This is a genomic window from Microbacterium sediminicola (assembly GCF_039531125.1).
In the GTDB taxonomy this organism is placed as follows: Bacteria; Actinomycetota; Actinomycetes; order Actinomycetales; family Microbacteriaceae; genus Microbacterium; species Microbacterium sediminicola.
In genome coordinates, this window is sequence record NZ_BAAAPL010000001.1 from 1,593,622 (window position 1) to 1,616,105 (window position 22,484).

Genomic DNA, 22,484 nt, shown 5'->3' on the forward strand with positions numbered 1-22,484 from the left:
TTCAGCCGACCGCTCGCACCGGCAACGCCTCGGAGACACGGGGGAAGCGTTCTTCCCACACGGGCGCACGATCCTCCACAATCCCGCCGAGGGCAGGCAACAGCATCCGTCCGCGCCGCGGGGTCGACAGCCGTCTGCTGGCGACGGTGATGGTCGCCTCCCGCACCCCGAGGTATCCGTGTCCCTGCCCGAGGCCCGACCATCCCGCATCGCTCACCGAGAGGGTCGCCTCAGCCTGCGGCCAACTCCCCTGCACGAGCAGCACCGACCCACGATCGCGCAGTCGCGCGGCGAAGCGCGAGGCCTCGGCATCCGACACCCTGCCCGGTGGGCGAACGGCCACCACCGGCAACACCTCGGTCACCGTCGAGGTGACCGCGAGCCATCGCGAGCCGGGACCGGGCACTATGACGAGCTTCGACAGATCAACACCCAGCCGTTCGGCCGCCTCGGCTCCCAGATCAGGCATTCCCACAACCCCGCACCACGACCCTGCCTGCGAGGGAGGCGCCAACAGCGACAGCAGCAGCGAGACGGATGCCGCTCCCGGCGCGAGTGTATAGACCGAGCCCGGCCGCAGCCCGCCGCCGGGCAGGAGCCTGGACAGCGCCGGATACGCCGGCAGCGCGGGAGCGTCGAGACTTCTCCCCTGCACCTGCTCGACCTTGGCCCGCAGGCGATGCACCTCGGCCAGGCGGTCCTCGACGCGCTGTGCTCCCATGACCGCCCTCATCCCGACAGAGTAGAACTTATGTTCGAATATTTCTACTCTTTGAGACTAGCGATCACCCCAGACATCCGAACATCAGAACATCCTCTGTCGCTCTCGCCACGCAACCACGGGGATCGACACTCCTGCGGATGCCTGGGGCTGAACCATCCGCAACAATGCAGATCTCCGCACGACACCAGCACACGCGCGGCGCGCGATACAGACCTGAGGTCTACGCGGCAAGCTCCAGGTACGGCTCCCAGGCGGGATCTGTGCGGTCGGTGCCGCGGACGGTCCACTGCGCGCCGCGGGGAGCACCGGGCAGGAACCGCAGGTCCCACCCCATCTCCTGCGGAGTGCGGTCGCTCTTGAGGTTGTTGCACTTGAGGCAGCAGGCCACGAGGTTCTCCCACGAGTCGGCTCCCCCGCGAGAGCGCGGCAGCACGTGATCGATCGTGGATGCCGCCTTCGCGCAGTACGCGCAGCGGTGACCGTCGCGGCGCAGCACTCCGCGCCGGGTGACCGGCACGGTGCGCCCTCCCGGCACACGCACGTAGCGGGTGAGGATGATGACAGCCGGGCGATCATGCGCGCCGTCCGTTCCCCACACCGGATTGTCGGTGATGTGCTCGATGACGGTGGCCTTGTCGTTCATGACGAGCACGAGCGCCCGTTTGAACGACACCACGGCCAGGGGCTCATAGCCCGCGTTGAGTACCAGAGTGCGCATTGCTGTCCTCTCGAACGGCCCGAGACGGCTTCACGGTTATTCGACCTGTGACGCGTTCGAGCAGTACGAGGGCATGAAAAAAGCGCTGTCTGATTACAGACAGCGCTCCAGACCCACGGATATCCCGCGGTGTCCGAGAACATGATGCCGAAGGACGAGGCGCCCCAAAGCAACCGTGGTTCGGCTGCGTGGTGTGCTGTCCATCGGACCCTCTCCCGTTCTTACACGTCGGGATCAGGGTAATACACGCCAGAAGTCACGAAGGTCACCCCCGGTGAACAGGACGTTGCGTGTCGTGGAACGAGGAGCCGATCAGCCCGCGTTGGCGTTCAGCCAGGCCCACGGGTCGACGTAGGTGCCGTTGATCTTGACCTCGAAGTGCAGGTGCGGCGTGGTGGCATACCCGGTCATACCCATGAGACCGATCATCTGCCCGGCGGTGACGGTGTCACCGGGGTTCACCAGACGGCTGCCCCAGATCATGTGGGCGTACAGGGTGGAGACGACCTGGCCGTTGATGACCGAATCGATCACCACAGCATTGCCGTAGGTGTAATAGCCGTCCTGCGCGATGCGCACGACACCGTCGGCAGCGGCGTAGATGGGCGAACCGGAGGAGTTGAGCATGTCGACGCCGTTGTGGGTCGGGCGCGATGCGGTGCGGAAGCCGTTGAGTTGCCAGTCACCGATGTGGAAAGTCGTCACCGGCCAGCGGACGGCACCGGAACCGGGCGAGACCATCGAGATGTCCACGGCGGAGTAGCTCGACGCGACCGATGCCGCGGCGGCGGCAGCGGCGGCAGCGGCTTCTTCGGCCTTCTTCTGCTCGATTTCCTCGGGAGTGGTCGCCGAATAGCTGTCGCGCTCGAGGGCGGCGGTTTCGGTGTCGGATGCCACCACGAGCGACTGCGCGTCGCTTTCTGCGACCTCTTGCAGTGTCACCGCTTCCGCGGACTGCTGAAAGGCACCGTAGGCGGGAAGACCGACGGCGAGCACGAGACCGCCGACGATCGCCAGCGAGGCGAGGCTGCGCGCGGGGCTTGCCGAGGCACCCTTCGCGCGGGGCGTGCGGGAACGAACGACCGCCGGACGCGGAAGCTTCGACAGACGGACGCTGCGGCGAGTGCGCACAGGCGGCGTGGGGGTGTCGGTCGCCTCGATGTCGTGCGATTCGTTGTTATCAGCCAAGCGTTTCCTCCGGCGCCTCTGCGCCGGAGCGCTGGCTCGTCACGTGTCGTGGCGGTGGCAGAACCACCGCTCGATATCGGGTGAACCGGAGGGATGACGAGCCGGGGAGGCAATCCTTCCGGAGTCTGGGGCCTGCGTTACCGCAATCTCAGACTGTTCGAGGGTACCGGAAGGTAACGAATAAGTCACACTCAGACAACTGACAACCACCTGAGTGGTAGACGTGCTCGTGCGGCGCCGGGACCGTCAGATCCGGTCTTCGACCAAGAAGATGTGAGCGGCCACCTCGACGGGCAGTTCGAGCGCTTCGTCGGATCCGTCCATCTGGACCAGCACATAGCCCTCGCTGTACTGGAACTGGCCCGTGGCTCCGGGCACGACGCCGGCGGCCTTCAGCTGCTGCAGCAGCTCGGGGTCGACCTGCACGGGCTCTGCCAGACGACGCACGGTGGCGGCGATCGGGCCGCCCGCGGCATCCAGTCGTCGAACCAGACCCACGACGCCCTCTTCGAAGGTCAGAGCGGGGATGTCGCCCAGCTGGTCGAGTCCGGGGATCGGGTTTCCGTAGGGCGACTCGGTGGGGTGACCGAGGAGCTCGACGAGGCGACGCTCGACCTGCTCGCTCATCACGTGCTCCCAGCGGCATGCCTCTTCGTGCACGTACGCCCAGTCCAGGCCGATGACATCCGAGAGCAGCCGTTCGGCGAGGCGGTGCTTGCGCATGACGTCGATCGCCTTCTGGCGTCCGGCGTCGGTGAGCTCGAGGCTGCGGTCATCGGTGACGATCACCAGACCGTCGCGCTCCATGCGTCCGACGGTCTGTGACACGGTCGGTCCCGAGTGACCGAGGCGCTCCGAGATCCGGGCGCGGAGCGGAACGATGTTCTCCTCTTCGAGCTCCAGGATGGTACGCAAGTACATCTCGGTGGTGTCGATGAGATCCGTCATGCCTGATCCTCGCGTCGAAGGGGAATGAGATGAGCCTATCCAATGCGGTCGACCATTTGTCCGGTGGCCACGCGCAACGGCCTTCCGCAGGGAACTCTAGAATCGGCATATGGTCGAGCTACCCCGTGATCTCCTTCCCGTCGATGGCCGATTCGGCTGTGGCCCCTCGAAAGTGCGAGGCGCGCAGCTGGAGGCTCTGGTCACCCGAGGAGCAGCGATCCTGGGAACCTCCCACCGTCAGGCGCCGGTGAAGAACCTCGTCGGTAGCACGCGCGAGGGCCTCGCAGCACTGTTCGGCGCACCCGAGGGCTACGAGATCATCCTCGGCAACGGCGGCTCGACCGCGTTCTGGGACGCTGCGGCGTTCGGTCTGATCGAGAACCGCAGTCAGAACCTCGTCTTCGGCGAGTTCGGCGGGAAATTCGCCGCCGCGGCCAAGGCGCCGTGGCTGGAGGCGCCGGATGTGCGCAAGGTCGAGCCCGGCACGAGCGCGGTCGCCGAAGCGGTAGCGGGCGTGGACGTCTATGCGTGGCCCCACAACGAGACCTCCACCGGAGTCGCGACCGCGATCACCCGGGTGGACGGCGACCCCGGCGCCCTGACGGTCATCGATGCCACGAGCGCCGCCGGCGGCATCCACTTCGACGGGGCGCAGGCGGACGTCTACTACTTCGCTCCGCAGAAGAACTTCGCCTCGGACGGCGGACTCTGGTACGCCCTGGTCTCGCCCGCCGCGATCGAGCGCATTGAGAAGATCGCCGCATCAGACCGGTACATCCCGGAGTTCCTCAGCCTGAAGAACGCGGTCGACAACTCGCGCCTGAACCAGACGCTGAACACCCCCGCGGTGGCGACGCTCTTGATGCTCGACGAGCAGGTGCAGTGGATCCTCGACAACGGCGGACTGGAGTGGGCCGGCGCCAAGACGGCATCCACGTCGGGGGCGCTCTACGAGTGGGCCGAGAAGACCTCGTACACGACGCCGTTCGTCGCACACCCCGCCGACCGCTCCCCCGTGGTGGTCACGATCGACTTCGACGAGTCGGTGGATGCCGCGGCCGTCGCCAAGAGCCTGCGCGCCAACGGCATCGTCGACACCGAGCCGTACCGCAAGCTGGGGCGCAACCAGTTGCGCATCGCGACCTTCGTCTCGATCGAGGAGAGCGACGTGCGTCAGCTCATCTCGGCGATCGAGTACACCGTCGAGCGCCTCTGACAGAGGGTGGTGGCGGCGTCAGTCCGCGACGTCCCCGTCGTGGGTGTCGTCCTCGTCATCGGAGTCATCGGTGTCCTCGACGTCGCCCTCATCCGCGTCAGCGTCCTCCGCGGGCTCGTCGTCGGCCTCGGACTCATCGAGGTCGTCGATGTCGACGCCGTCCACGTCCCCGGCGTGCAGGATCGGGGATCCATCCACGTCGAAGTCAGTGGCATCCAGATCGTCGACGTCGTCGAGATCCTCGTCGTCATCATCCTCATCCGCGTCGAGATCGTCCTCGTCCGCAGCGTCCGCGTCGTCCGACTCCTCGTCTTCCGCGGCGAGCGCCGCAGCGGCCTGCGCGGCCTGATACTCGGCAAGACGCTCCGCCCAGGGCACCCACTCCGGGGCCAGGAGCGCGTCCTCACCGGGCAGCAGCTCGGCTTCGAGCACGGTCGGCTCTGCCTCGCCGACGCGGGCGAGGGTCACCGTCCAGAACCAGCCCGGGTATCCCCGCAGAGTCGTGGCGAATCGCAGCGAGACGACACCCTCGTCCTCGACCGTGTACCCCACGGGGTCGCCGATCGTGTGCTCGGGAGTGATCTCGCACAGCGCGGCGCGCGCGAGGTCGTGCGCTTCGAGGAGCGCCGGGTCAGGCGTCGAGGTCATCGGCGACCTTGCGGAGGACCGCAGCGATCTTCTTCGCGTGCGCCGAGCTCGGGTAGCGGCCGTGACGCAGGTCGCCTCCGATGCCGTCGAGCAGCTTCACGAGGTCTTCGACGATGATCGCCATGTCATCGGCGGGCTTGCGCGAGCGCTTGGCCATGCTGACGGGCGCTTCCAGCACGCGGACCGAGAGCGCCTGCGGGCCGCGCTTGCCGTCGGCGATACCGAACTCCAGGCGCGTCCCTGCCTTCACGGTGGCACCGGCGGGAAGTGCGGTGGCGTGCAAGAAGACATCGGCTCCCTCGTCGGAGGAGATGAAGCCGAACCCCTTCTCCTCGTCGTAGAACCTGACCTTGCCGGTGGGCATGCGAGAACCTCTTCATGATGGATGCCGCGAAGCGGCGGACGAACGCGGGAACCGATCGATCCCCGACGGTTAAGACTAGGGCACGGCGACGGGGTAGTCTGGGGCGGATGACTACGAATAGCCCCGGGGGCGATCTTCCGGTCCGCACGATCGACCGGGTGCTGGCGACCATGTCGCTGGGTCTGGTCCTGCTGTCGGTGCTGTGCTTCTTCGCGATCATGATCGCTTCCGGAGCGGGAGCAGACATGAGCAGCGGCATCTGGCCGGCCGTGGGCATCACCGTCTACATCGCTCCGCCGCTCGCCATCGTCGCATTCGCCACCGTCATCATCATGACGTTCGTGCGGAGGTCTCGGGCGAACAAGGCCGAGTGAATGCCCGGCGACGAGCGGTCACTGGCGACCTCGCTGACGTCGCTGGATGACGCCGCGCTCGTCGCTGTGCTGAGCGCTCGCGACATTTCCCCCACGATCGGCTGGCAGGACTTCTTCGACGCGGCCGAGACATTGCTCGAGCCCGCGTCGATCGACCGAGCCCTGAGCGTCGTGGATCGCGCCACCCTCGTCGCGCTTCGTTCTGCCTCAGGCTCGTCCCCCGCCGCGTCACGCTACGGCTTCAGTTCGCCCGACGGATCACTCCTTCCGTCCGTACGCGAACGCCTCGATGCCGTCGCGCAGTCCCGACCCGACGCCTTCGTGCCTGCAGTGTCCAGCGGGCTGACAGAGGCATCCGTTGCCGAGCAGGCTGCGGCCGCAGAGAATGTCTTCACCGCGTGCGCTGCTCTGGCCGACGTCCTGCTGGCGGCCCTCCACATCCCGCTCGCGCGCACCGGCGCGGGCCCGGTCAGCGCCGCCGACCGCAAGCGACTGATCGAAGGCGGAGCCATCGGCGATGCCGATGAGCTGGACGACCTCATCCTCGCCGCCGCCGCGGCCGGTCTCGTGCGCTCCATCGACCGGGAGTGGGTGGTCACGGAATCCGGTGAGCAGTGGCTGAGCGGTGACACGGCCACCCGATGGGCGCAGGTGGCCACCGGAATGCGCGACGCCCTCCCCGATGGCATTCGCACCGCGCATCACGACGTCGCTCCGATCTCGCTCTGGGCCAGCACCTACCCGCTCGATCCCGCCTGGCCGGCGCAAGCCGGCGCTATCGAACGGGCGGCGGCACGGTGGGGGATCGTGACCGCGTCCGGCGGCGTACCACCCTGGTCACGCGGCCTCTTCGCCGGAGACGCCCCGGACACGGCTGCCCTCACGGCGATGCTGCCGGCCGAGATCGACACGATCTACCTGCAGGCGGATCTGACCGCTGTCGCTCCCGGACCCCTCGCTCCCGCCCTCGACCTTCGACTGCGCGGCATCGCCCGCCGCGAATCGCGCGCACAGGCATCCACGTACCGGTTCACCGCGGAGTCGATCGGAGCAGGCCTGACCGAGGGAGAGAGCGAAGAGTCGATCCGGGAGTTCCTCACCGAGCTCTCCCTCACCGGCATCCCGCAACCGCTCGAGTATGTGATCTCCACCACGGCCGCGCGGCACGGATCGCTCACTGTGCGCTCCGACACCGGTACGCCGAATTCGATCATCGAGAGCACCGAACCGGCGCTGCTGGATCTCGTCCTCGTAGACCACGCACTGCGCCCGCTCGGGCTGGTCCGGCACGAGGATGCCCTCATCAGCCGTGTCAGCCGGGATCACCTCTTCTGGGCACTCGCGGACGCGCGCTACCCGGTGATCGCTCTCACCCCCGAGGGCGACGTCGAGTCGCTGCGTCGCCGTACCGCTCCGTCGGTGTCCGACGAGGCCGACGAGGCCTCCCGCTACGCGCCACTGCTCACCCGACTTCGAGCCAGCGACACCACCGACACCGACGCGGCGTGGCTCGGACGCGAACTGGAGCAGGCCGTACGCGCCCGCGCCGAGATCGTCGTGACCGTGCGGCTGAGCGCCACCGACCAGCGCACGTTCACACTCGAGGCCACCGGGCTCGGCGGCGGGCGCCTGCGCGGCCGCGATCGTGGCGCGGATGTCGAGCGCACCCTGCCGGTGTCGACCATCGTGAGCGTCCAGCCGGCGTGAATCCTGTCATCGGTCGGCCGGGTAGACTGGTCGGCTATGGCTGATGGCCCGCTGATCGTTCAGAGCGACCGCACCGTGCTGCTGGAAGTGGCACACGCGGACGCAGAGTCCGCCCGCCACGAACTGGCGATCTTCGCCGAACTCGAGCGCGCACCCGAGCACATCCACACCTACCGGATCACCCGGCTGGGCCTGTGGAACGCACGGGCTGCGGGACATTCCGCCGAGGACATGTTGGCGACGCTCGATCGATGGTCACGGTTTCCCGTCCCCCCGTCGGTGGCGATCGACATCGCGGAGACCGTCAGTCGCTACGGGCGGCTGGTCATCGAACGCGCGCCGATTCCCGGTAGCGACGAGCCCGCGCTGATCCTGCGCTCGACCGATGCGGCGGTGCTCACCGAGGTCGCCAAGAACAAGCGCATCCAGCCGCTGCTCCTCAGCCATCCCCTGCCCGACGCCTACGTCGTGGATGCCTGGGCCCGCGGCCACATCAAGCAGGAGTTGCTGAAGATCGGGTGGCCCGCCGAGGACCTCGCCGGCTACACACCCGGCACCCCGCATCCCATCGACCTCGACGAGGCCGGCTGGGCGTTGCGTCCCTACCAGCGCCAGGCGGTGGATGCCTTCACCGACGGCGGCTCGGGTGTGGTCGTGCTGCCCTGCGGCGCGGGCAAGACACTCGTCGGCGCCGGAGCCATGGCCGACACCAAGACGACGACACTGATCTTGGTCACCAACACCGTGTCGGCCCGGCAGTGGCGCGACGAGCTGCTCAGGCGCACGAGCCTCACGCCGGAGGAGATCGGCGAGTACTCGGGCCAGTCCAAAGAGATCAAGCCGGTCACGATCGCGACCTACCAGATCCTCACCGCGAAACGGAAGGGGCAGTACGCGCACCTGGCGCTGCTGGATGCCCTGGACTGGGGCCTCATTCTGTACGACGAGGTGCACCTGCTGCCGGCCCCTGTCTTCAAGCTCACCGCCGATCTGCAGGCACGCCGGCGCCTGGGCCTGACGGCGACGCTCGTGCGGGAGGACGGTCGCGAAGGCGACGTGTTCAGCCTCATCGGCCCCAAGCGCTTCGACGCACCCTGGAAGGAGATCGAGTCGCAGGGCTTCATCTCCCCGGCCGCCTGCTACGAGGTGCGCGTGGATCTCCCCGCCGGAGAACGGCTGGAGTACGCCGCTGCCGCCGACGAGGAGCGTTACCGGCTCGCGGCGACCGCGCCCGTGAAGATCGGTGTCGTCAAAGACCTGGTCGCAGCCCATCCCGGCGAGCAGATCCTCGTGATCGGGCAGTATCTCGACCAGATCGACGAGATCGCGAATGCCATCGGCGCTCCGCAGATCACCGGTTCGACGCCGGTCGATGAGCGCGAGCAGCTATACCGTGCCTTCCGCGAGGGCGAGATCTCGGTGCTCGTGGTCTCGAAGGTCGCCAACTTCTCAGTGGACCTGCCCGAGGCATCCGTCGCCATCCAGGTCTCGGGATCGTTCGGCTCCCGCCAGGAGGAGGCCCAGCGACTGGGGCGACTGCTGCGCCCCAAGCAGTCCAGCCACACCGCGAGCTTCTACACCCTCATCGCCCGCGACACGGTCGATCAGGACTTCGCCCAGAATCGCCAGCGCTTCCTCGCTGAGCAGGGCTACAGCTATACGATCCTCGACGCGGACCGCCTCGCCGCCTAGGTCCACGCACGCCGAAGCGCGGGGCGTGAACGCGGGAAACCGCCGATCCGGGCGATATCCAGCATCCGCACCAGTTCCATCACGATAATGGGGGCATGAGCGCACCTCGCATCCTCGTCGTGGACGACGAGCCGAACATCCGTGACCTGCTGATGACGAGCCTCAAGTTCGCCGGCTACGAGGTCAGGGCCGTCGGTAACGGAGCCCAGACGATCTCGGCCGTCCTCGAGGAGGAGCCCGACCTCATCCTGCTGGATGTCATGCTCCCCGACATGAACGGCTTCAGCGTCACCAAGCGGCTGCGCGGTGCCGGCTACACGGCGCCGATCCTGTTCCTGACGGCCAAGGACGAGACCGAAGACAAGATCACGGGCCTGAACGCCGGCGGCGACGACTACGTCACCAAGCCCTTCAGTCTTGACGAGATCGTCGCGCGCATCCAGGCGATCCTGCGCCGCACGATGCACACCGATGAGGAGTCGGTCATCCGCACCGGCGAGCTCACGATGGATCAGGACACGCACGACGTCACCGTCGGGTCGGTGTCGATCGAGCTGAGCCCGACCGAGTTCAAGCTGCTGCGCTATCTGATGCTCAACCCGAACCGCGTGCTGTCGAAGTCGCAGATCCTCGACCACGTGTGGGAGTACGACTTCAACGGCGATGCCGGCATCGTCGAGAGCTACATCTCGTACCTGCGTCGCAAGATCGATCCGCACTCGTCGGAGCCGCTCATCCAGACCAAGCGCGGCTTCGGCTACATGCTGAAGGCCGGCAAGACCGCGTGACCTCAGGGGCGGGGCCCGACGGCGCCGACCAGTCCGACGCCGTCACGACCTGGTGGCGCAGCATCAGCCTGCGCGCCAAGGTCACCGGCGTCGCCGTCGCCATCCTCGCCCTGGGGCTGTTGGGCACCGGGATCGGCACGACGGTGTTCCTGCGCTCAGAGCTGGCGGCGAGCATCGACACCCAGGTGACCCAGCTCGCCTCCGCGACGGCAGTGAGCGGCCTGTTCGACATCGACTCGACGTCCAGTCCCCCCTTCAAGGTGAAGGAGGAGGCCGCGCCGACCGAGTACTTCGTGGCCCTCTACGGACCCGAAGGCGAATTCATCGCGAGCGCCGGCGGCGGGCGGCGCTCGGCGCAGCCCGCCTTCCCCGAGACATTCAGCCTCGCCGAGGGCTACATCCTGCAACAGCAGGCTCCCTTCACCCTGTCTGCCACGACGGGTACGAGCACATTCCGCGCGTCAGTGGCCGTGATCCAGGTCGAGGGAACCTCGACGCTCTACACGCAGATGGTGGCACTGCCGATGTCGACGGTGACGCAAACCCTCGCCACCTACCTCGGGATCTACAGCATCCTGGCGGTCATCACGATCGCCCTCGGCGCCATCGCGATCCGGTTGCTCGTCACGCTTGCGTTCCGCAGCCTCGCGCAGGTCGAATCGACGGCGATGGAAATCGCGGCGGGTGATTTCGGACAACGCCTGACCAATATCGCACCGGGCACCGAGGTCGGTCGCCTCAAGACCGCGATCAACACGATGCTCGGGCGCGTGGATGCCGCGCTCGGCCAGCGCGATACAACCGTGCGCCAAATGCGGCGCTTCGTCGGGGATGCGAGTCACGAGCTGCGCACGCCCCTGGTGACCGTCCGCGGCTACGCCGAGCTGTATCGGATGGGTGCGATCCGCTCGGACGAGGACATGGCTCAGGCGATGGAGCGCATCGAGAAGGAGGCCGTGCGGATGGGCCTGCTCGTGGAGGACCTCTTGGCGCTGGCTCGCCTGGACGAACGACGCGATGTCGTGTTCACAGCCGTGGACTTGCGCCCCCTCGCGCGCGATGCCGCAATGGATGCGCGTGCCGCCTCCCCGCAACGCCCGGTCGCTGTGGTGGACACCACGATCAGCGAGCGCGAGACCATGTCACCGGTCGTCACCGAAACCGGCTCCTACGCCGTCGCCAAGCGACCGCGCGGCACATCCGCACTCGCGCGCGCCGGCGCGATCTTCCTGCGTCGACGAGCCCGCGACGAGCAGACCGACGCTGCGGGATCCGAGTCTCCCGCTCGGCTTGATCAGGGATTCGCGGATGCGGCCGGGCTGAACCCCGTCCCTCCCACCGCTGCCGCTGCGCCACCCATCGTGTTGGGCGACGAGAACCGCATCCGTCAGGTGATCACGAACCTTCTCGGCAACGCCCGCCGCTTCACCAGCGAGGACTCCCCGATCGAACTGCGCGTCGGTGTGGACCGCACCGCTCAGATGGGATGGGTCGAGGTCGTCGACCACGGCGAAGGCATTCCGGACCAGATCAAGGACAAGATCTTCCAGCGGTTCTGGCGTGCCGACACCTCGCGCGCACGGGCAACGGGCGGGTCGGGCCTGGGTCTGTCGATCGTGTCCTCGATCGTCGAGGCTCACCACGGTGACGTACAGGTGCGCGACACGCCCGGCGGCGGCGCGACGTTCCGTGTCGGGTTCCCACTCGTCCAGCACCGCGACCGTGCCGAGCAGGCCGACATCATGACGCAGCCGCTCGAACGGCTCCCGGCGTCAGCGCTCGAGGAGAACCCCGAGCGCTGAGGCGATCGCGCTCCCTCCCCAGCTTCCGGGGCGGGGCGTCACATCGACCTCTGCCGGGCAGCCGGCGCGGCGGCCGCGCGCCGCTCATATGGTCGGAGACCTTCACCCACACCGAGGAGGTCCCCATGCCCGCCTTCGCCGTCGACAGCGACGCTGTCCTGGCCGCCACCGCATCCGCACGAAACACCGCAGAACGCGTACGCGCAGAGAACCATGCGATGCTGGCACAGCTGACCGGCCTGCAAGGCCAATGGACCGGTGCCGCCTCCAGCGCCTTTGCCGGCGTCATCGACGAATGGCGTGCCGCGAACGCCCATGTCGAAGACGCGCTGCACTCGATCAGCGCTGCACTCGAGGCAGCCGGTCACCAGTACGCCGAGGCCGAGCAGCTCTCGCTCGGCCTGTTCCGCTGAGCACGCGGTCCTCCGCACACCTCTCACGCGAGGGGTCGCACACTGTCCCATCCCGGCCGAGCGTCACGGCGTGTCGTGACCCCTCGCGCAGAAGGCCGACAACGAGAGAGGCCCTCCCCCGAAGGGAAGGGCCTGTCTCGTTGTGAATCAGACTCAGAAGTCCATGCCGCCGGTGGGGTCGGCAGGAACCGCGGGGGTCTTCTCGGGCTTGTCCGCAACGACCGCCTCGGTCGTGAGGAACAGGCCGGCGATGGATGCCGCGTTCTGCAGAGCCGAACGGGTCACCTTGGCCGGGTCGATGATGCCCTGTACGAACAGGTCGGTGTACTCACCGGTCGCGGCGTTGAGGCCGTGACCCGTGGGCAGCTCCGAGACCTTGTTGGCCACGACGCCGGGCTCCAGCCCTGCGTTCAGCGCGATCTGCTTGAGCGGAGCCTCGATGGCCACCTTGACGATGTTCGCACCGGTCGCCTCATCACCGGCGAGCTCGAGGCCCGCCAGCGCCTTGGTACCGGCCTGGATGAGAGCGACGCCACCACCGGGGACGATTCCCTCTTCGACGGCAGCCTTCGCGTTGCGAACGGCGTCCTCGATGCGGTGCTTGCGCTCCTTGAGCTCGACCTCGGTCGCTGCACCCGCCTTGATGACGGCCACGCCGCCGGCGAGCTTGGCGAGGCGCTCCTGGAGCTTCTCGCGGTCGTAGTCGCTGTCGGTGTTGTCGATCTCGCGACGGATCTGGGTCACGCGGCCCTCGATGAGCGACGCGTCGCCGGCACCCTCGACGATGGTCGTCTCATCCTTGGTGATGATGACCTTGCGTGCGCGGCCGAGCAGGTCCAGGGTCGCGTTCTCGAGCTTGAGGCCCACCTCTTCGGTGATGACCTGTCCGCCGGTGAGGATCGCGATGTCCTGCAGCTGAGCCTTGCGGCGGTCACCGAAGCCGGGAGCCTTGACGGCGGCCGACTTGAAGATGCCACGGATCTTGTTGAGCACCAGAGTCGCGAGAGCCTCACCCTCCACGTCCTCGGCGATGATGAGGAGCTCCTTGCCCTCCTGGATCACCTTGTCGACGACGGGCAGAAGGTCCTTGATGTTCGAGATCTTCTGGTTCGCGATCAGGATGTAGGGGTCCTCGAAGACCGCTTCCTGACGCTCGGGGTCGGTCACGAAGTAGGGGTTCAGGTAGCCCTTGTCGAAGCGCATGCCCTCGGTGAGCTCGAGCTCGGTTCCGAAGGTGTTCGACTCCTCGACGGTGACGACACCTTCCTTGCCCACCTTGTCGATGGCCTCGGCGATCAGCGCGCCGATCTCGGGGTCAGCGGCAGAGATCGACGCGGTCGCGGCGATCTGCTCCTTGGACTCGACCTCCTTGGCGCTGGCAAGCAGCTCATCGGTCACGGCCTTGACGGCCTTCTCGATGCCCTTCTTGAGCGAGATGGGGTCGGCGCCGGCGGCGACGTTGCGGAGGCCCTCGCGCACAAGCGCCTGAGCGAGCACGGTCGCCGTGGTGGTTCCATCGCCGGCGACGTCATCGGTCTTCTTGGCGACTTCCTTGACGAGCTCTGCGCCGATCTTCTCGTACGGGTCGTCGAGCTCGATCTCTTTGGCGATCGACACACCGTCGTTCGTGATCGTGGGGGCGCCCCACTTCTTCTCGAGAACAACGTTGCGACCGCGGGGGCCGAGCGTCACCTTGACGGCGTCAGCCAGGATGTTCAGGCCACGCTCGAGGCCACGGCGGGCTTCCTCGTCGAAAGCGATCATCTTTGCCATGTGTTCGTCCCTCCCGGACGGGGCTAGGTCTTAGCACTCTGGGATACGGAGTGCTAAACCATTCTGGCACTCGACCATGGCGAGTGCAAGCGGGAGCAGATGCAGAAATCCCCCGCGGCCACAGCCACAGGGGATCTCCTTCTGGGGACGGAAACGTCAGGCGACGACGCGGACCGACTCGGCCTGCGGGCCCTTCTGTCCGCTGCCGACGGAGAACTCGACTTTCTGCCCCTCCTCGAGGACACGGAAGCCGGTCATGTCGATGTTCGAGTAGTGCACAAAGACGTCTTGACCGTCATCGACGGTGATGAAGCCGTAGCCCTTCTCGGCGTTGAACCATTTGACGGTACCTAGGGCCATGCGAAACTCCTGATGCTGGGCGGGTCTTGCGCCATCGTATTCAGGGCAAAAGCGCGAATTCGCGCGGAATGCGAAGTATTGACACCCGCGCATTCAAGTTGTTACGGGCCGGAAACACGGCTCGTACGCACCTACTGGTCCGTTGTCGCCGTGGGGGTCGGAGCACCGGCAGCCGTGCTGTCGAGGCCGATGACGATCGTCAGCTGGAGTGCCGCACTCTCATCCACCTCGGTCGCCTCGTCGTCGACGGGTTGATATGCATCGCTCTGCACGACCCTCGCACCGCCGATCACCTCGGAAAGCCCCAGCGCTGCCGGCAGATCCGTCGCGTTCGCGTAGTAAATCGTGGTCTCGGCGAAGTCGGTGCTGCCCGCTTCACCCGCCAGCACGTCGTCCGCGGCCCACCCCGCGGCGATCAGCTCGTCCTTCATCTGCGTGGCCAGTCCGGTCTCGGGCGTCGCATTGAGGATCAGCACCGCATACGAGGTGTCAAGGACCGGGTCGATCGTCGCCGTCGGGGTCGGGGTGGGCTGGGCCTCGGGGAACAGCACGATACGACCCGAGACGACGAACGTCCCGAAGATGCCGACGCCGATGAGGATGACGGTGGCAAGCGCCGCCCAGAAGAAGACGATCCCGCCCCGCATGTGCGGATTCTCGCCACGGTGCGCACCCACACGGCCCGGGCCGTTGGGGACGTCATCGAAGCGGTCGCGCGGGAACGAAGGGGGCATCACACGATCGTACCGACGCCGAACCTGCGTTCTTGCCCTGAGCCGGGCCCGTCGGTCGAGAATCCCCGCGTGCGTGCCGTGGCGCGCGACCGCTCCCGCAGACGCCGCAGCCGCGCGATCAGCAATGGGTCGTACTCCTGCGCCTCGAGCGAGTCGATCAAGCGCCCGAGCAGCTGGTAGTAGCGCGCGGGCGACATGCCGAGTGTTTCGCGGATCTGCTCCTCTTTGGCCCAGCCTCGCAGGCGGCATCCGGACTCGAAATCGAGCACAGCCCGCTCCCGGTCAGTCAGGGAACGCTCGTGCAAGGTCACGCCCCGAGGCTACCGACGAGGACTGACATCCCTCGGAAGCCACTCCACCCAGGCTCCCAATGGGTCCGCGCAGCCAAGGGCGCGATCATCCATCCCCAGCACGAAGCCGCCAGCTGTCGTCGGCGTGGCTCCCCACCGATCGTGGAGCGCGGGCGGGTCCAGCGACACCCATCGCGTACGCGGACGACTGATCCGGGCAGCGTCGATCTCACCGAACAACGCCGCCCGACCCGCTCGGGGAATATGGGGAAGAACCCCAGGCGTCGTGATGATCAGCGTCGCATCCTTCGGCGCCGTGTCGGCAAGGGAAGTCAGCACGCGGGGGGCGGTCGCATCGCCGCGCACGAGCCTCGGCGGCTCGGCACGCACGAGATCGATCGCCGCCTCGATGCGCGCCAGTCGACCTGTTTCGCCCGGCCAGACCAGCGCGGCGAGGAACGCGCGATCGCGAGCGGATGCGACATCGACCGGTGCCAGGTCGATGCCCGCGCGCCAAACGATCTCGGGCGTACGCAGCGACGCATCCTGCCCCGACCACCGACTGTTCAGGGTCACGGTGGACGGACCGGTGGGGGGATCCAGGTCCGTCGCCCCGCGATAGCGATACGAGTAGCGGTCGGGATACAGGCACAGTCCCGCGCTCGCACCGATCTCCAGCAAGGCAATCGGTCCGTCGACGAGACTCAGCGCGGGAAGCAGCGCCGCACACCGCAGAGGCTCGTTCGTCTGCAGCCCGCGACGGGTGCACTCCTCGGCCACCTCCGGCAGGTGACCGGGCAGCCACCGGGCCCAAGCCGCGTAGTCCCCCTCGGGAGCGCCGAGCATGCGGGTGACGGCGAACACGAGCGGAGGCTGTCGACGGTGGGCAGGAATCTGCGCGAGGAGGTTCTGCACGTCCTTGTCGGTGGCCACGCCCGCGGCCCATTCCCCATAGCGGGCGGAACGGCCCGGCGCCTCGTCATGGGCGAACCGCGCGTACCGTTCGGCGACGGCGAATGCCTCCTCGTACGACATCCCTCTATTGTCGTGGTCGGGATATGCGAGACGCGGAACAGCCGGGGCGCGGTTCGCGTTGCATTCCCATACAAGGAGGAACAATGTCCTACCCCACCCAGAAGTCCGACCAGCAGTGGCGTGCCGAACTCAGCGCCGACCAGTACGCGGTGCTGCGCGAAGCCGCCACCGAACGCCCGTGGACGGGAGAGCTCCTCGACGAGAGCCGAGCCGGCCTCTACACGTGCGCTGCGTGCGGCAATGAACTCTTCGTCAGCGGTACGAAGTTCGACTCGCACTGCGGGTGGCCGAGCTTCTACGAGTCGGTGCGCCCCGAGGCCGTGGAGCTGATCGAAGACCGCACCCACGGGATGCTGCGCACCGAGGTCCGCTGCGCGAACTGCGGATCCCACCTCGGCCACGTCTTCCCCGACGGTTTCGGCACCCCGACCGGGGACCGCTACTGCATGAACTCCATCGCGCTGGAGTTCACTCCGGAAACCGACGCCTGAGACTGCGAGCCGCGCCTCACGCGGTACGGGGTCGCCGCGGAACGACGACGACGAGCACCGAGACCAGGGCGAGGCCGGCGATCACGAGTTCACGCACGAACCCGGGGCTGGCGGGCGTGGGCCACAGGGCATCGAGGATCAGCGCGGCGATCAGCTGCCCCACCACGGATCCCAGCACCAGCAGGAGCACCCCGGTGCGCCGGACGAGCGCCGCCGACAACATGATGTAGACGACGCCGAGCGCGCCACCGAGATAGGGCCAGGGGTCGTCGGGCCAGACCACAGGGAAACCGAAGAGCGCCACGTGCACGATCGCGATCGGGACGAGCACCGCAGTGCCGCCGAGGAAGTTGATCACCGTGGCGATCATCGCCGAGTCGGTCTGCTGACGTAGTCGCCCGTTCGTGGCCTGCTGCCACGACACCCCGGCTCCCGAGGCGAACGGCAAGAGCAGCATCCACCAGGGCACCTCCGCCAGGTGGGAGCCGGTGACGGAGACCGCAACAGCGACGAGCGCGATGGCGCCGCCGAGCACGCGCCGCATCGTGACCGGCACCACCCCGGAGGGCGAGTAGCCGATGCGGTCGATGACGATCCCGAACACGATCTGGCCCGCCACGAACCCGACGGTGAACAGCGCGACCCCGATGATGCCCGCGGTGATCGACTGGCTCGACACCGTGAAGGCGCCGGCAAGGCCGCCGAGCAGCATCCACCATGGGATGCGGCGCACCCGGATGCCGTCGACGAGAACACGAGCCCCCTGGCGGCCCGCGCGCGTGATCAGCGCGATGAACGCGACGATGATCAGTCCCGAGCCGAAGGACACGGCCGCCGCCACGGTGCTGTCCTCGATCCGATGGCCGAGCTGACCGTTGACCCGCACCTGCATCGCCGTCAGCGCGCCGACCGCGATCGTCCCGCTGAGCGCGAGGATCGTCGTCGCGGTGCCGGATCTCACCGGTTCATTCTGCCCGAGCGCGACGCCGCGGGCGGCGATCAGGCCCGCGGCCGCGGTCTGCGCCACCTCTCGAACGCGAGCAGTGAGGTTGCGCCCAGGGTGAGCGCCGCGGCACCGATCAGCGTCGGCACGGGCGCAGTCCCGCCCGTCGGTGGCAGGGTGTGCGCGGCAAGCGTCAGCGTCTCGGCATCCTCACCGCACAGCCCCTGGGCGAGAATCCGCCCCTCCTCATCGTGGATCGTGGCGACGTACGCGAGCGTGGATGCCTCACCCCAGGTCTCGGGGACGAACGGCTGCGACGTCGCGACGAACGGGTCGGCCGCGCTGTGCAGCCCCGCGGCGACGTCGAAGGTCTGCGAGAAGACCTCCGTGCCCTCGAGGCAGACCAGCTCTTCTGCGGAAGCGACGCGGAAGGCGTCGATGCGGGCGACGGCGTCGTCGGGAACCCATCCTGTGACGGTGATCGTGTCGGTCACTTCGGCGCCTGCGGGCACGGGGCGCTCAGCGTCCGCGGCCGCCGCCGTCGTGGCGAGGTCCAGCACGAGAGAGGTCTCCTCCGCCCGTCCGCACGCTCCCCGCGCGATGGTCTGCGATGGTGCGGCGGTCACGGCGGTATTCGTTCCCAGCAGCTCCACCCACACGATCGGCGCGTACGCGTCGGCCGGAATGCTCGGAGAGGTATATGCGCCCGGCTCCGTGATTACCTGAGGCGTCCCGGCGCTGTCGAACACGCGATTCGCGTCGGTGCACACCCAGCTCAGGTCACCCTCGGGGACACCTGCCGGGTAGGCGATGCGTCCATCTGCATCAAGCGGCACCCGGTAGGCCGCGAACGAAAGCTCGGCCCCGATCACCGGCAGTGGGCCGGCCACGGTCGCGACATCGCTCAGTGTTCCGCCGAGCGGTGCCGCCGGCTGCGCGAGCGTGGTCACGGCCGGCTGCAGGATGCTCTGGATCTCAGTGGCGCGTCCGTAGTCATCGCGCCACGGCTCCACCCACTCCCGATACTGCGCGGGCTGATCTTCGGCGTGAACACCCAGGACCCATACGACGCTGCCGGTGCCGCTGGCGGGAGCGAGGATGCCGCTGGCCTCGGCGGTGGGGGTTGAGATGGTGCCCGCGCCCTCAGCCGTGACGTGCACCGTGCCGATCAGTCGCGCATCCGCCGGGATCGTCGCGACGGGAGAGATCTCGTCCCGCGCTCGGGGATCGTGGTACGCATCCCAGCGGAAGACCACCGGGATGTTGCGCCCCGCATCCTGCAGCCAGAGTCCGTCGACACTGACCTCGGCGGTGTCGACGGCGAGCTCGCTCAACCGCACACTCGACGTCGCGACCTGGGTACTCGCACGGATTCGTGCCGGAACGATACTCGACTCCGCGACCTGCCCGAAAGGCGCAGCGAACGCATATCCGGAGGGCAGGAACGGTGCCACCGCGGCGGGCTGGGCGTTCCGCTCGATCGTCCACACCCAGGTGTAGAACCCGGATGTCGAGACCGCGGGGCTGGCGGTCGCGTCGTAGGTGACCGTGGGGCCGCCGTCCCCGGTCGTCACCGTTGCGGTCGCTGCGATCGGGGACCCGGCGGGAGGTGTGGCCGATTGCTCCGGCTGCTGGGCGAACGGACCATAGACGACGCCCGAAGCGGTGATCGGCAGGTAGTCGCCATCCGACATCCGATACCAGGGATTGTCCAGCCCCGCGGAGTCGGCCGTCGTGCCGAAGGTCAAGACATCGACGAGGCTGTCGCCGCGCTCGTAGTACTCGGCGTGCACACGCGTGGCGACGACCGGGCGGAAAGTCACGGTGCGATCCGCGGCATCCTCGCCCGATACGGCGAACGGCTCCGCAACCGCCGTTCCGCCTCCGGTCGCGAGCGTCTGGTACCCGGCGGTCTGCCAAACCCGGACCTGCGCCAACCACCCACCACCGCCCGGCGGTGTGAAGCTCCCGGTGCCCGAGATCCGGTACGGCGCACCATCATCGGCGGGAGGGATGCCCGTGATCGCATAGGCGACGCCCTGCTCAGCACCCGTGAGAGTTGTCGAGCCGGTCGAGACGAAGCGGCCGTTCACCAGCGTGATCGTCCCGCTCGCCCCCGCCGTGCCGATCATCGTGACCGTGCCCGCGTCGTCGTTCGTCGCGTCGACCGTGAACTCCAGCCGACCCGAGCCCGTGGCATCCGTCGCTGCCGTCGTCGACCGCGCCTCCTGCGTGTACTGCGCCGCCAGCGAGGCGACCTGGTTCATCTGCGCGGAGGTCATCGGAGTACCGTTCCCGTCGGTGATGGGATACCCCGAGCTGAACGTCCAGATGACGTAGCGGCTGATGTCTCCGTATGGCCATGTCGCGTCGTTCGGGTATCCGCGCATCGCGTAGAGCGTTGCCGGGGCGACGATGTTTTTGACGGCGAAGTCGACGGCGGAGCCCTGCACGGGATCCCCCGACTGACCGTGGGTCGAGATGATGCGGTTCACACCGGCGAGCAGGTTGCCGCTGGTGCCGTTCCAATTGGTCCAGAGCCCCGCGTCGTTCGTCGCCGTGCCGGGCGTGGTCGGTCCGTGCTCACTGGGCGTGAGGCAGTACCCCTGCTGACCGTTGGGCATGACGTACGCTCCCTCCCACCCGATCGTGTGGTCGGGTGGGAGGGAGCCGAAGCCGGCGCCGATGCCGACCGTCGCCCGGGCGGTCAGCGCACCGCCGAGGACAAGGGCTGCCGAAAGAACGAGCCCGATCGCGGCGAGCAGCGCGGACCTGAGATGCCCGGCTGGCTGCGCGGTCTGGTGGTGCGGAGTGATGGTGTGTGTGAACTGGTGACGCACGGGGTCCCCCCTTTGTGGCCCCGCAGGGCCGAATCCCTGGTGTCGCATGTCACGGCGTGAACCGTTACCTGGAGAGACATCGCAGGGGGATGCGCGTTACGTGAGGGAGCGGCAGCGACGCGATCTCTCATCGAACTCTCATCGAACACCGATGAGAAGGCGGTGGATGTTCGGTGTCAGCGCGGGCTGACGTGCAGCAGACGGACCGCCTGCTCGATCAGGTCGAAGAACTCGATGTTGTACGCGATCGCGCCGAACGCCCCGAATCCGATGAGTGCACCCACGCCCACCATGAGGACCTTGACGACGATGATGGCGTGGACCATGCCGGTACTCACATGCGATGCCGTCGCCATCGTCGCCGCATGCGTGGAGTGCGCCGTCGCCGCCGCGTGGCCGGAAGCGTGGGCTGCGGATGCTCCCGATGCCTGTGCGGGTGCTGTACCGGCGGCGAGCGCCTCGCTCGTCGGCAGCGTGCCGGCAGCAGCCACGGCCGTCCCTCCGCCCAACGCGATCGGCAGCAGCACGAGTGGCAACATCCGCGAGACTCGCTGGGCCTCTCGCTCTACCTGCGGGCAGTCCGGGCATTCGGCAAGGTGCGTCTGCACGCGAAGGCGCTGCCGCCGGGACAGGGTGCGACGACTGAATGACCCGAGGCGCTCCTGCACCCAGGCGCACTCGTCGTCGACGTCCCCCTCTTGCAGGTGGGCCTGCACATAGGCATCCCGCAGCCCCTCTCGCGCTCGATGGGACAGCTGCCTGGTCGCATTGGGGCTGATCCCCAGGAGCTGGGCGGCATCAGTGGGCCCCATGCCCTCGACCTCCGTGAGCCAGAGCACCTCCTGCCATCGCTTCGGCAGCGCCGCGAAGGCGGTCGTCGCGATCTGCTGGTCGGCGAGAGCGACGGCCACCTCATCCGCAGATTCCACGGTCTCGACATCCTCGAGGTCTCCCGGGGTATCGATGTGACGACGCTTCCAGGTGGTGGCGATGTTGCGAATGGCCGCGTAGAGGTACGGCCGGAAACTCAGAGTCGGGCCCTTGCCGCAACGGATCGCCTGAAAAGTCCGCGCGAACGCCTCTTGAACGATGTCTTCGGGATCCAAGAGGCCGGCGTTGGCGCGCGCAGCAACCATGGCGACGTCGCGGTGGCGCTGCCAGAGCACTTCGTAGGCGGCGACGTCGCCCTCGCGCGTCGCCTCGATGAGCTGCTGGTCGGACCGGTCGTCCCGCTCCCCGCGCTCGCTCATCGGTTTCCCCGCCTCCGTCGGTCTCGTGGCGACGGAGCCACGCATCCGTCGTACTTTACAGACCTCGAAGTACGTCGCGTGTTACGCGGTTTGGTGAAAAACATCGGCGCAGGCACGCTCGACCAGCGGGACATGCAGCTCGCGAGCGTAGGAGATCTCCCGAAGACAGGACGAATCCGCGGCGTG

The 22,484-nt window shown here is 67.7% G+C and carries 22 protein-coding genes; 8 read left to right on the forward strand and 14 right to left on the reverse strand.

What is annotated here, in order from left to right:
* Nucleotide 1: 1 nt before the first annotated feature.
* The 4 genes from ABD206_RS07475 to ABD206_RS07490 all read right to left on the reverse strand — a co-directional run bounded on the left by ABD206_RS07475 (nucleotide 2) and on the right by ABD206_RS07490 (nucleotide 3,578).
* Nucleotides 2-733, reverse strand: coding sequence for a hypothetical protein (locus ABD206_RS07475; RefSeq protein WP_344070959.1), 732 nt, complete (start codon nucleotides 731-733; stop codon nucleotides 2-4).
* Nucleotides 734-944: 211 nt separating this feature from the next.
* Nucleotides 945-1,442, reverse strand: coding sequence for an HNH endonuclease (locus ABD206_RS07480; RefSeq protein WP_344070961.1), 498 nt, complete (start codon nucleotides 1,440-1,442; stop codon nucleotides 945-947).
* Between the two features lie 312 nt (nucleotides 1,443-1,754).
* On the reverse strand, nucleotides 1,755-2,630 hold the full coding sequence (locus ABD206_RS07485; protein WP_344070963.1) for a M23 family metallopeptidase: 876 nt from the start codon (nucleotides 2,628-2,630) through the stop codon (nucleotides 1,755-1,757).
* A 246-nt stretch (nucleotides 2,631-2,876) separates the two neighbouring features.
* Entirely contained in the window at nucleotides 2,877-3,578 is a 702-nt protein-coding gene (locus ABD206_RS07490) for an iron-dependent transcriptional repressor DtxR (protein ID WP_344070965.1), read from the reverse strand.
* Nucleotides 3,579-3,687: 109 nt separating this feature from the next.
* Between ABD206_RS07490 and serC the strand changes: the two genes are divergently transcribed.
* The gene (gene serC / locus ABD206_RS07495) at nucleotides 3,688-4,794 is read left to right on the forward strand and encodes a phosphoserine transaminase (protein WP_344070967.1); all 1,107 of its coding nucleotides are present in this window, start codon (nucleotides 3,688-3,690) and stop codon (nucleotides 4,792-4,794) included.
* Nucleotides 4,795-4,812: 18 nt separating this feature from the next.
* On the opposite strand, the gene ABD206_RS07500 is transcribed toward serC, so the two are convergent.
* A complete protein-coding gene (locus ABD206_RS07500) occupies nucleotides 4,813-5,442 on the reverse strand; it encodes a DUF3027 domain-containing protein (protein WP_344070969.1) in 630 nt (209 codons plus the stop codon).
* Nucleotides 5,426-5,806 (reverse strand): cold-shock protein, encoded by a 381-nt coding sequence (locus ABD206_RS07505; protein ID WP_344070972.1) that lies wholly within the window; start codon nucleotides 5,804-5,806, stop codon nucleotides 5,426-5,428. Before ABD206_RS07505 ends, ABD206_RS07500 begins: the two co-directional genes overlap by 17 nt.
* 107 nt (nucleotides 5,807-5,913) lie before the next feature.
* Between ABD206_RS07505 and ABD206_RS07510 the strand changes: the two genes are divergently transcribed.
* The 6 genes from ABD206_RS07510 to ABD206_RS07535 all read left to right on the forward strand — a co-directional run bounded on the left by ABD206_RS07510 (nucleotide 5,914) and on the right by ABD206_RS07535 (nucleotide 12,582).
* A complete protein-coding gene (locus ABD206_RS07510; RefSeq protein WP_344070974.1) occupies nucleotides 5,914-6,180 on the forward strand; it encodes a multidrug ABC transporter ATPase in 267 nt (88 codons plus the stop codon).
* Nucleotides 6,181-7,887, forward strand: coding sequence for a helicase-associated domain-containing protein (locus ABD206_RS07515; RefSeq protein WP_344070976.1), 1,707 nt, complete (start codon nucleotides 6,181-6,183; stop codon nucleotides 7,885-7,887).
* 36 nt (nucleotides 7,888-7,923) lie between these two features.
* The gene (locus ABD206_RS07520; protein ID WP_344070978.1) at nucleotides 7,924-9,579 is read left to right on the forward strand and encodes a DNA repair helicase XPB; all 1,656 of its coding nucleotides are present in this window, start codon (nucleotides 7,924-7,926) and stop codon (nucleotides 9,577-9,579) included.
* Between the two features lie 95 nt (nucleotides 9,580-9,674).
* The gene (locus ABD206_RS07525) at nucleotides 9,675-10,367 is read left to right on the forward strand and encodes a response regulator transcription factor (protein WP_344070980.1); all 693 of its coding nucleotides are present in this window, start codon (nucleotides 9,675-9,677) and stop codon (nucleotides 10,365-10,367) included.
* Entirely contained in the window at nucleotides 10,364-12,169 is a 1,806-nt protein-coding gene (locus tag ABD206_RS07530; RefSeq protein WP_344070982.1) for a sensor histidine kinase, read from the forward strand. The genes ABD206_RS07525 and ABD206_RS07530 overlap by 4 nt, the downstream gene beginning before the upstream one ends.
* A gap of 125 nt (nucleotides 12,170-12,294) precedes the next feature.
* Nucleotides 12,295-12,582: a WXG100 family type VII secretion target gene (locus ABD206_RS07535; RefSeq protein WP_344070984.1), complete on the forward strand. Its 288-nt coding sequence runs from the start codon at nucleotides 12,295-12,297 to the stop codon at nucleotides 12,580-12,582.
* Between the two features lie 153 nt (nucleotides 12,583-12,735).
* Here the strand turns inward: ABD206_RS07535 and groL are convergent, their stop codons facing one another.
* From groL to ABD206_RS07560, 5 genes are all read right to left on the reverse strand, one after another.
* Nucleotides 12,736-14,355, reverse strand: a complete 1,620-nt coding sequence (gene groL / locus ABD206_RS07540; RefSeq protein ID WP_344070986.1) for a chaperonin GroEL — start codon at nucleotides 14,353-14,355, stop codon at nucleotides 12,736-12,738.
* A 156-nt stretch (nucleotides 14,356-14,511) separates the two neighbouring features.
* Nucleotides 14,512-14,715, reverse strand: a complete 204-nt coding sequence (locus ABD206_RS07545; protein WP_344070988.1) for a cold-shock protein — start codon at nucleotides 14,713-14,715, stop codon at nucleotides 14,512-14,514.
* A gap of 131 nt (nucleotides 14,716-14,846) precedes the next feature.
* Entirely contained in the window at nucleotides 14,847-15,449 is a 603-nt protein-coding gene (locus ABD206_RS07550; RefSeq protein ID WP_344070990.1) for a LytR C-terminal domain-containing protein, read from the reverse strand.
* The gene (locus ABD206_RS07555; protein ID WP_344070992.1) at nucleotides 15,449-15,760 is read right to left on the reverse strand and encodes a DUF3263 domain-containing protein; all 312 of its coding nucleotides are present in this window, start codon (nucleotides 15,758-15,760) and stop codon (nucleotides 15,449-15,451) included. Before ABD206_RS07555 ends, ABD206_RS07550 begins: the two co-directional genes overlap by 1 nt.
* A 9-nt stretch (nucleotides 15,761-15,769) precedes the next feature.
* Nucleotides 15,770-16,774, reverse strand: a complete 1,005-nt coding sequence (locus ABD206_RS07560) for a DUF2332 family protein (protein WP_344070994.1) — start codon at nucleotides 16,772-16,774, stop codon at nucleotides 15,770-15,772.
* Between the two features lie 83 nt (nucleotides 16,775-16,857).
* Here ABD206_RS07560 and msrB point away from each other — a divergent pair, with 83 nt between their 5' ends.
* The gene (msrB, locus tag ABD206_RS07565) at nucleotides 16,858-17,265 is read left to right on the forward strand and encodes a peptide-methionine (R)-S-oxide reductase MsrB (protein WP_344070997.1); all 408 of its coding nucleotides are present in this window, start codon (nucleotides 16,858-16,860) and stop codon (nucleotides 17,263-17,265) included.
* Between the two features lie 16 nt (nucleotides 17,266-17,281).
* Here msrB and ABD206_RS07570 read toward each other — a convergent pair whose 3' ends face one another.
* From ABD206_RS07570 to ABD206_RS07580, 3 genes are all read right to left on the reverse strand, one after another.
* Nucleotides 17,282-18,292, reverse strand: coding sequence for a DMT family transporter (locus ABD206_RS07570; protein WP_344070999.1), 1,011 nt, complete (start codon nucleotides 18,290-18,292; stop codon nucleotides 17,282-17,284).
* Complete coding sequence (locus ABD206_RS07575) at nucleotides 18,265-21,048, reverse strand: hypothetical protein (protein WP_344071001.1); 2,784 nt, start codon at nucleotides 21,046-21,048, stop codon at nucleotides 18,265-18,267. Before ABD206_RS07575 ends, ABD206_RS07570 begins: the two co-directional genes overlap by 28 nt.
* A 176-nt stretch (nucleotides 21,049-21,224) precedes the next feature.
* Entirely contained in the window at nucleotides 21,225-22,298 is a 1,074-nt protein-coding gene (locus tag ABD206_RS07580; RefSeq protein ID WP_344071003.1) for a sigma-70 family RNA polymerase sigma factor, read from the reverse strand.
* Between the last annotated feature and the right edge of the window lie 186 nt (nucleotides 22,299-22,484).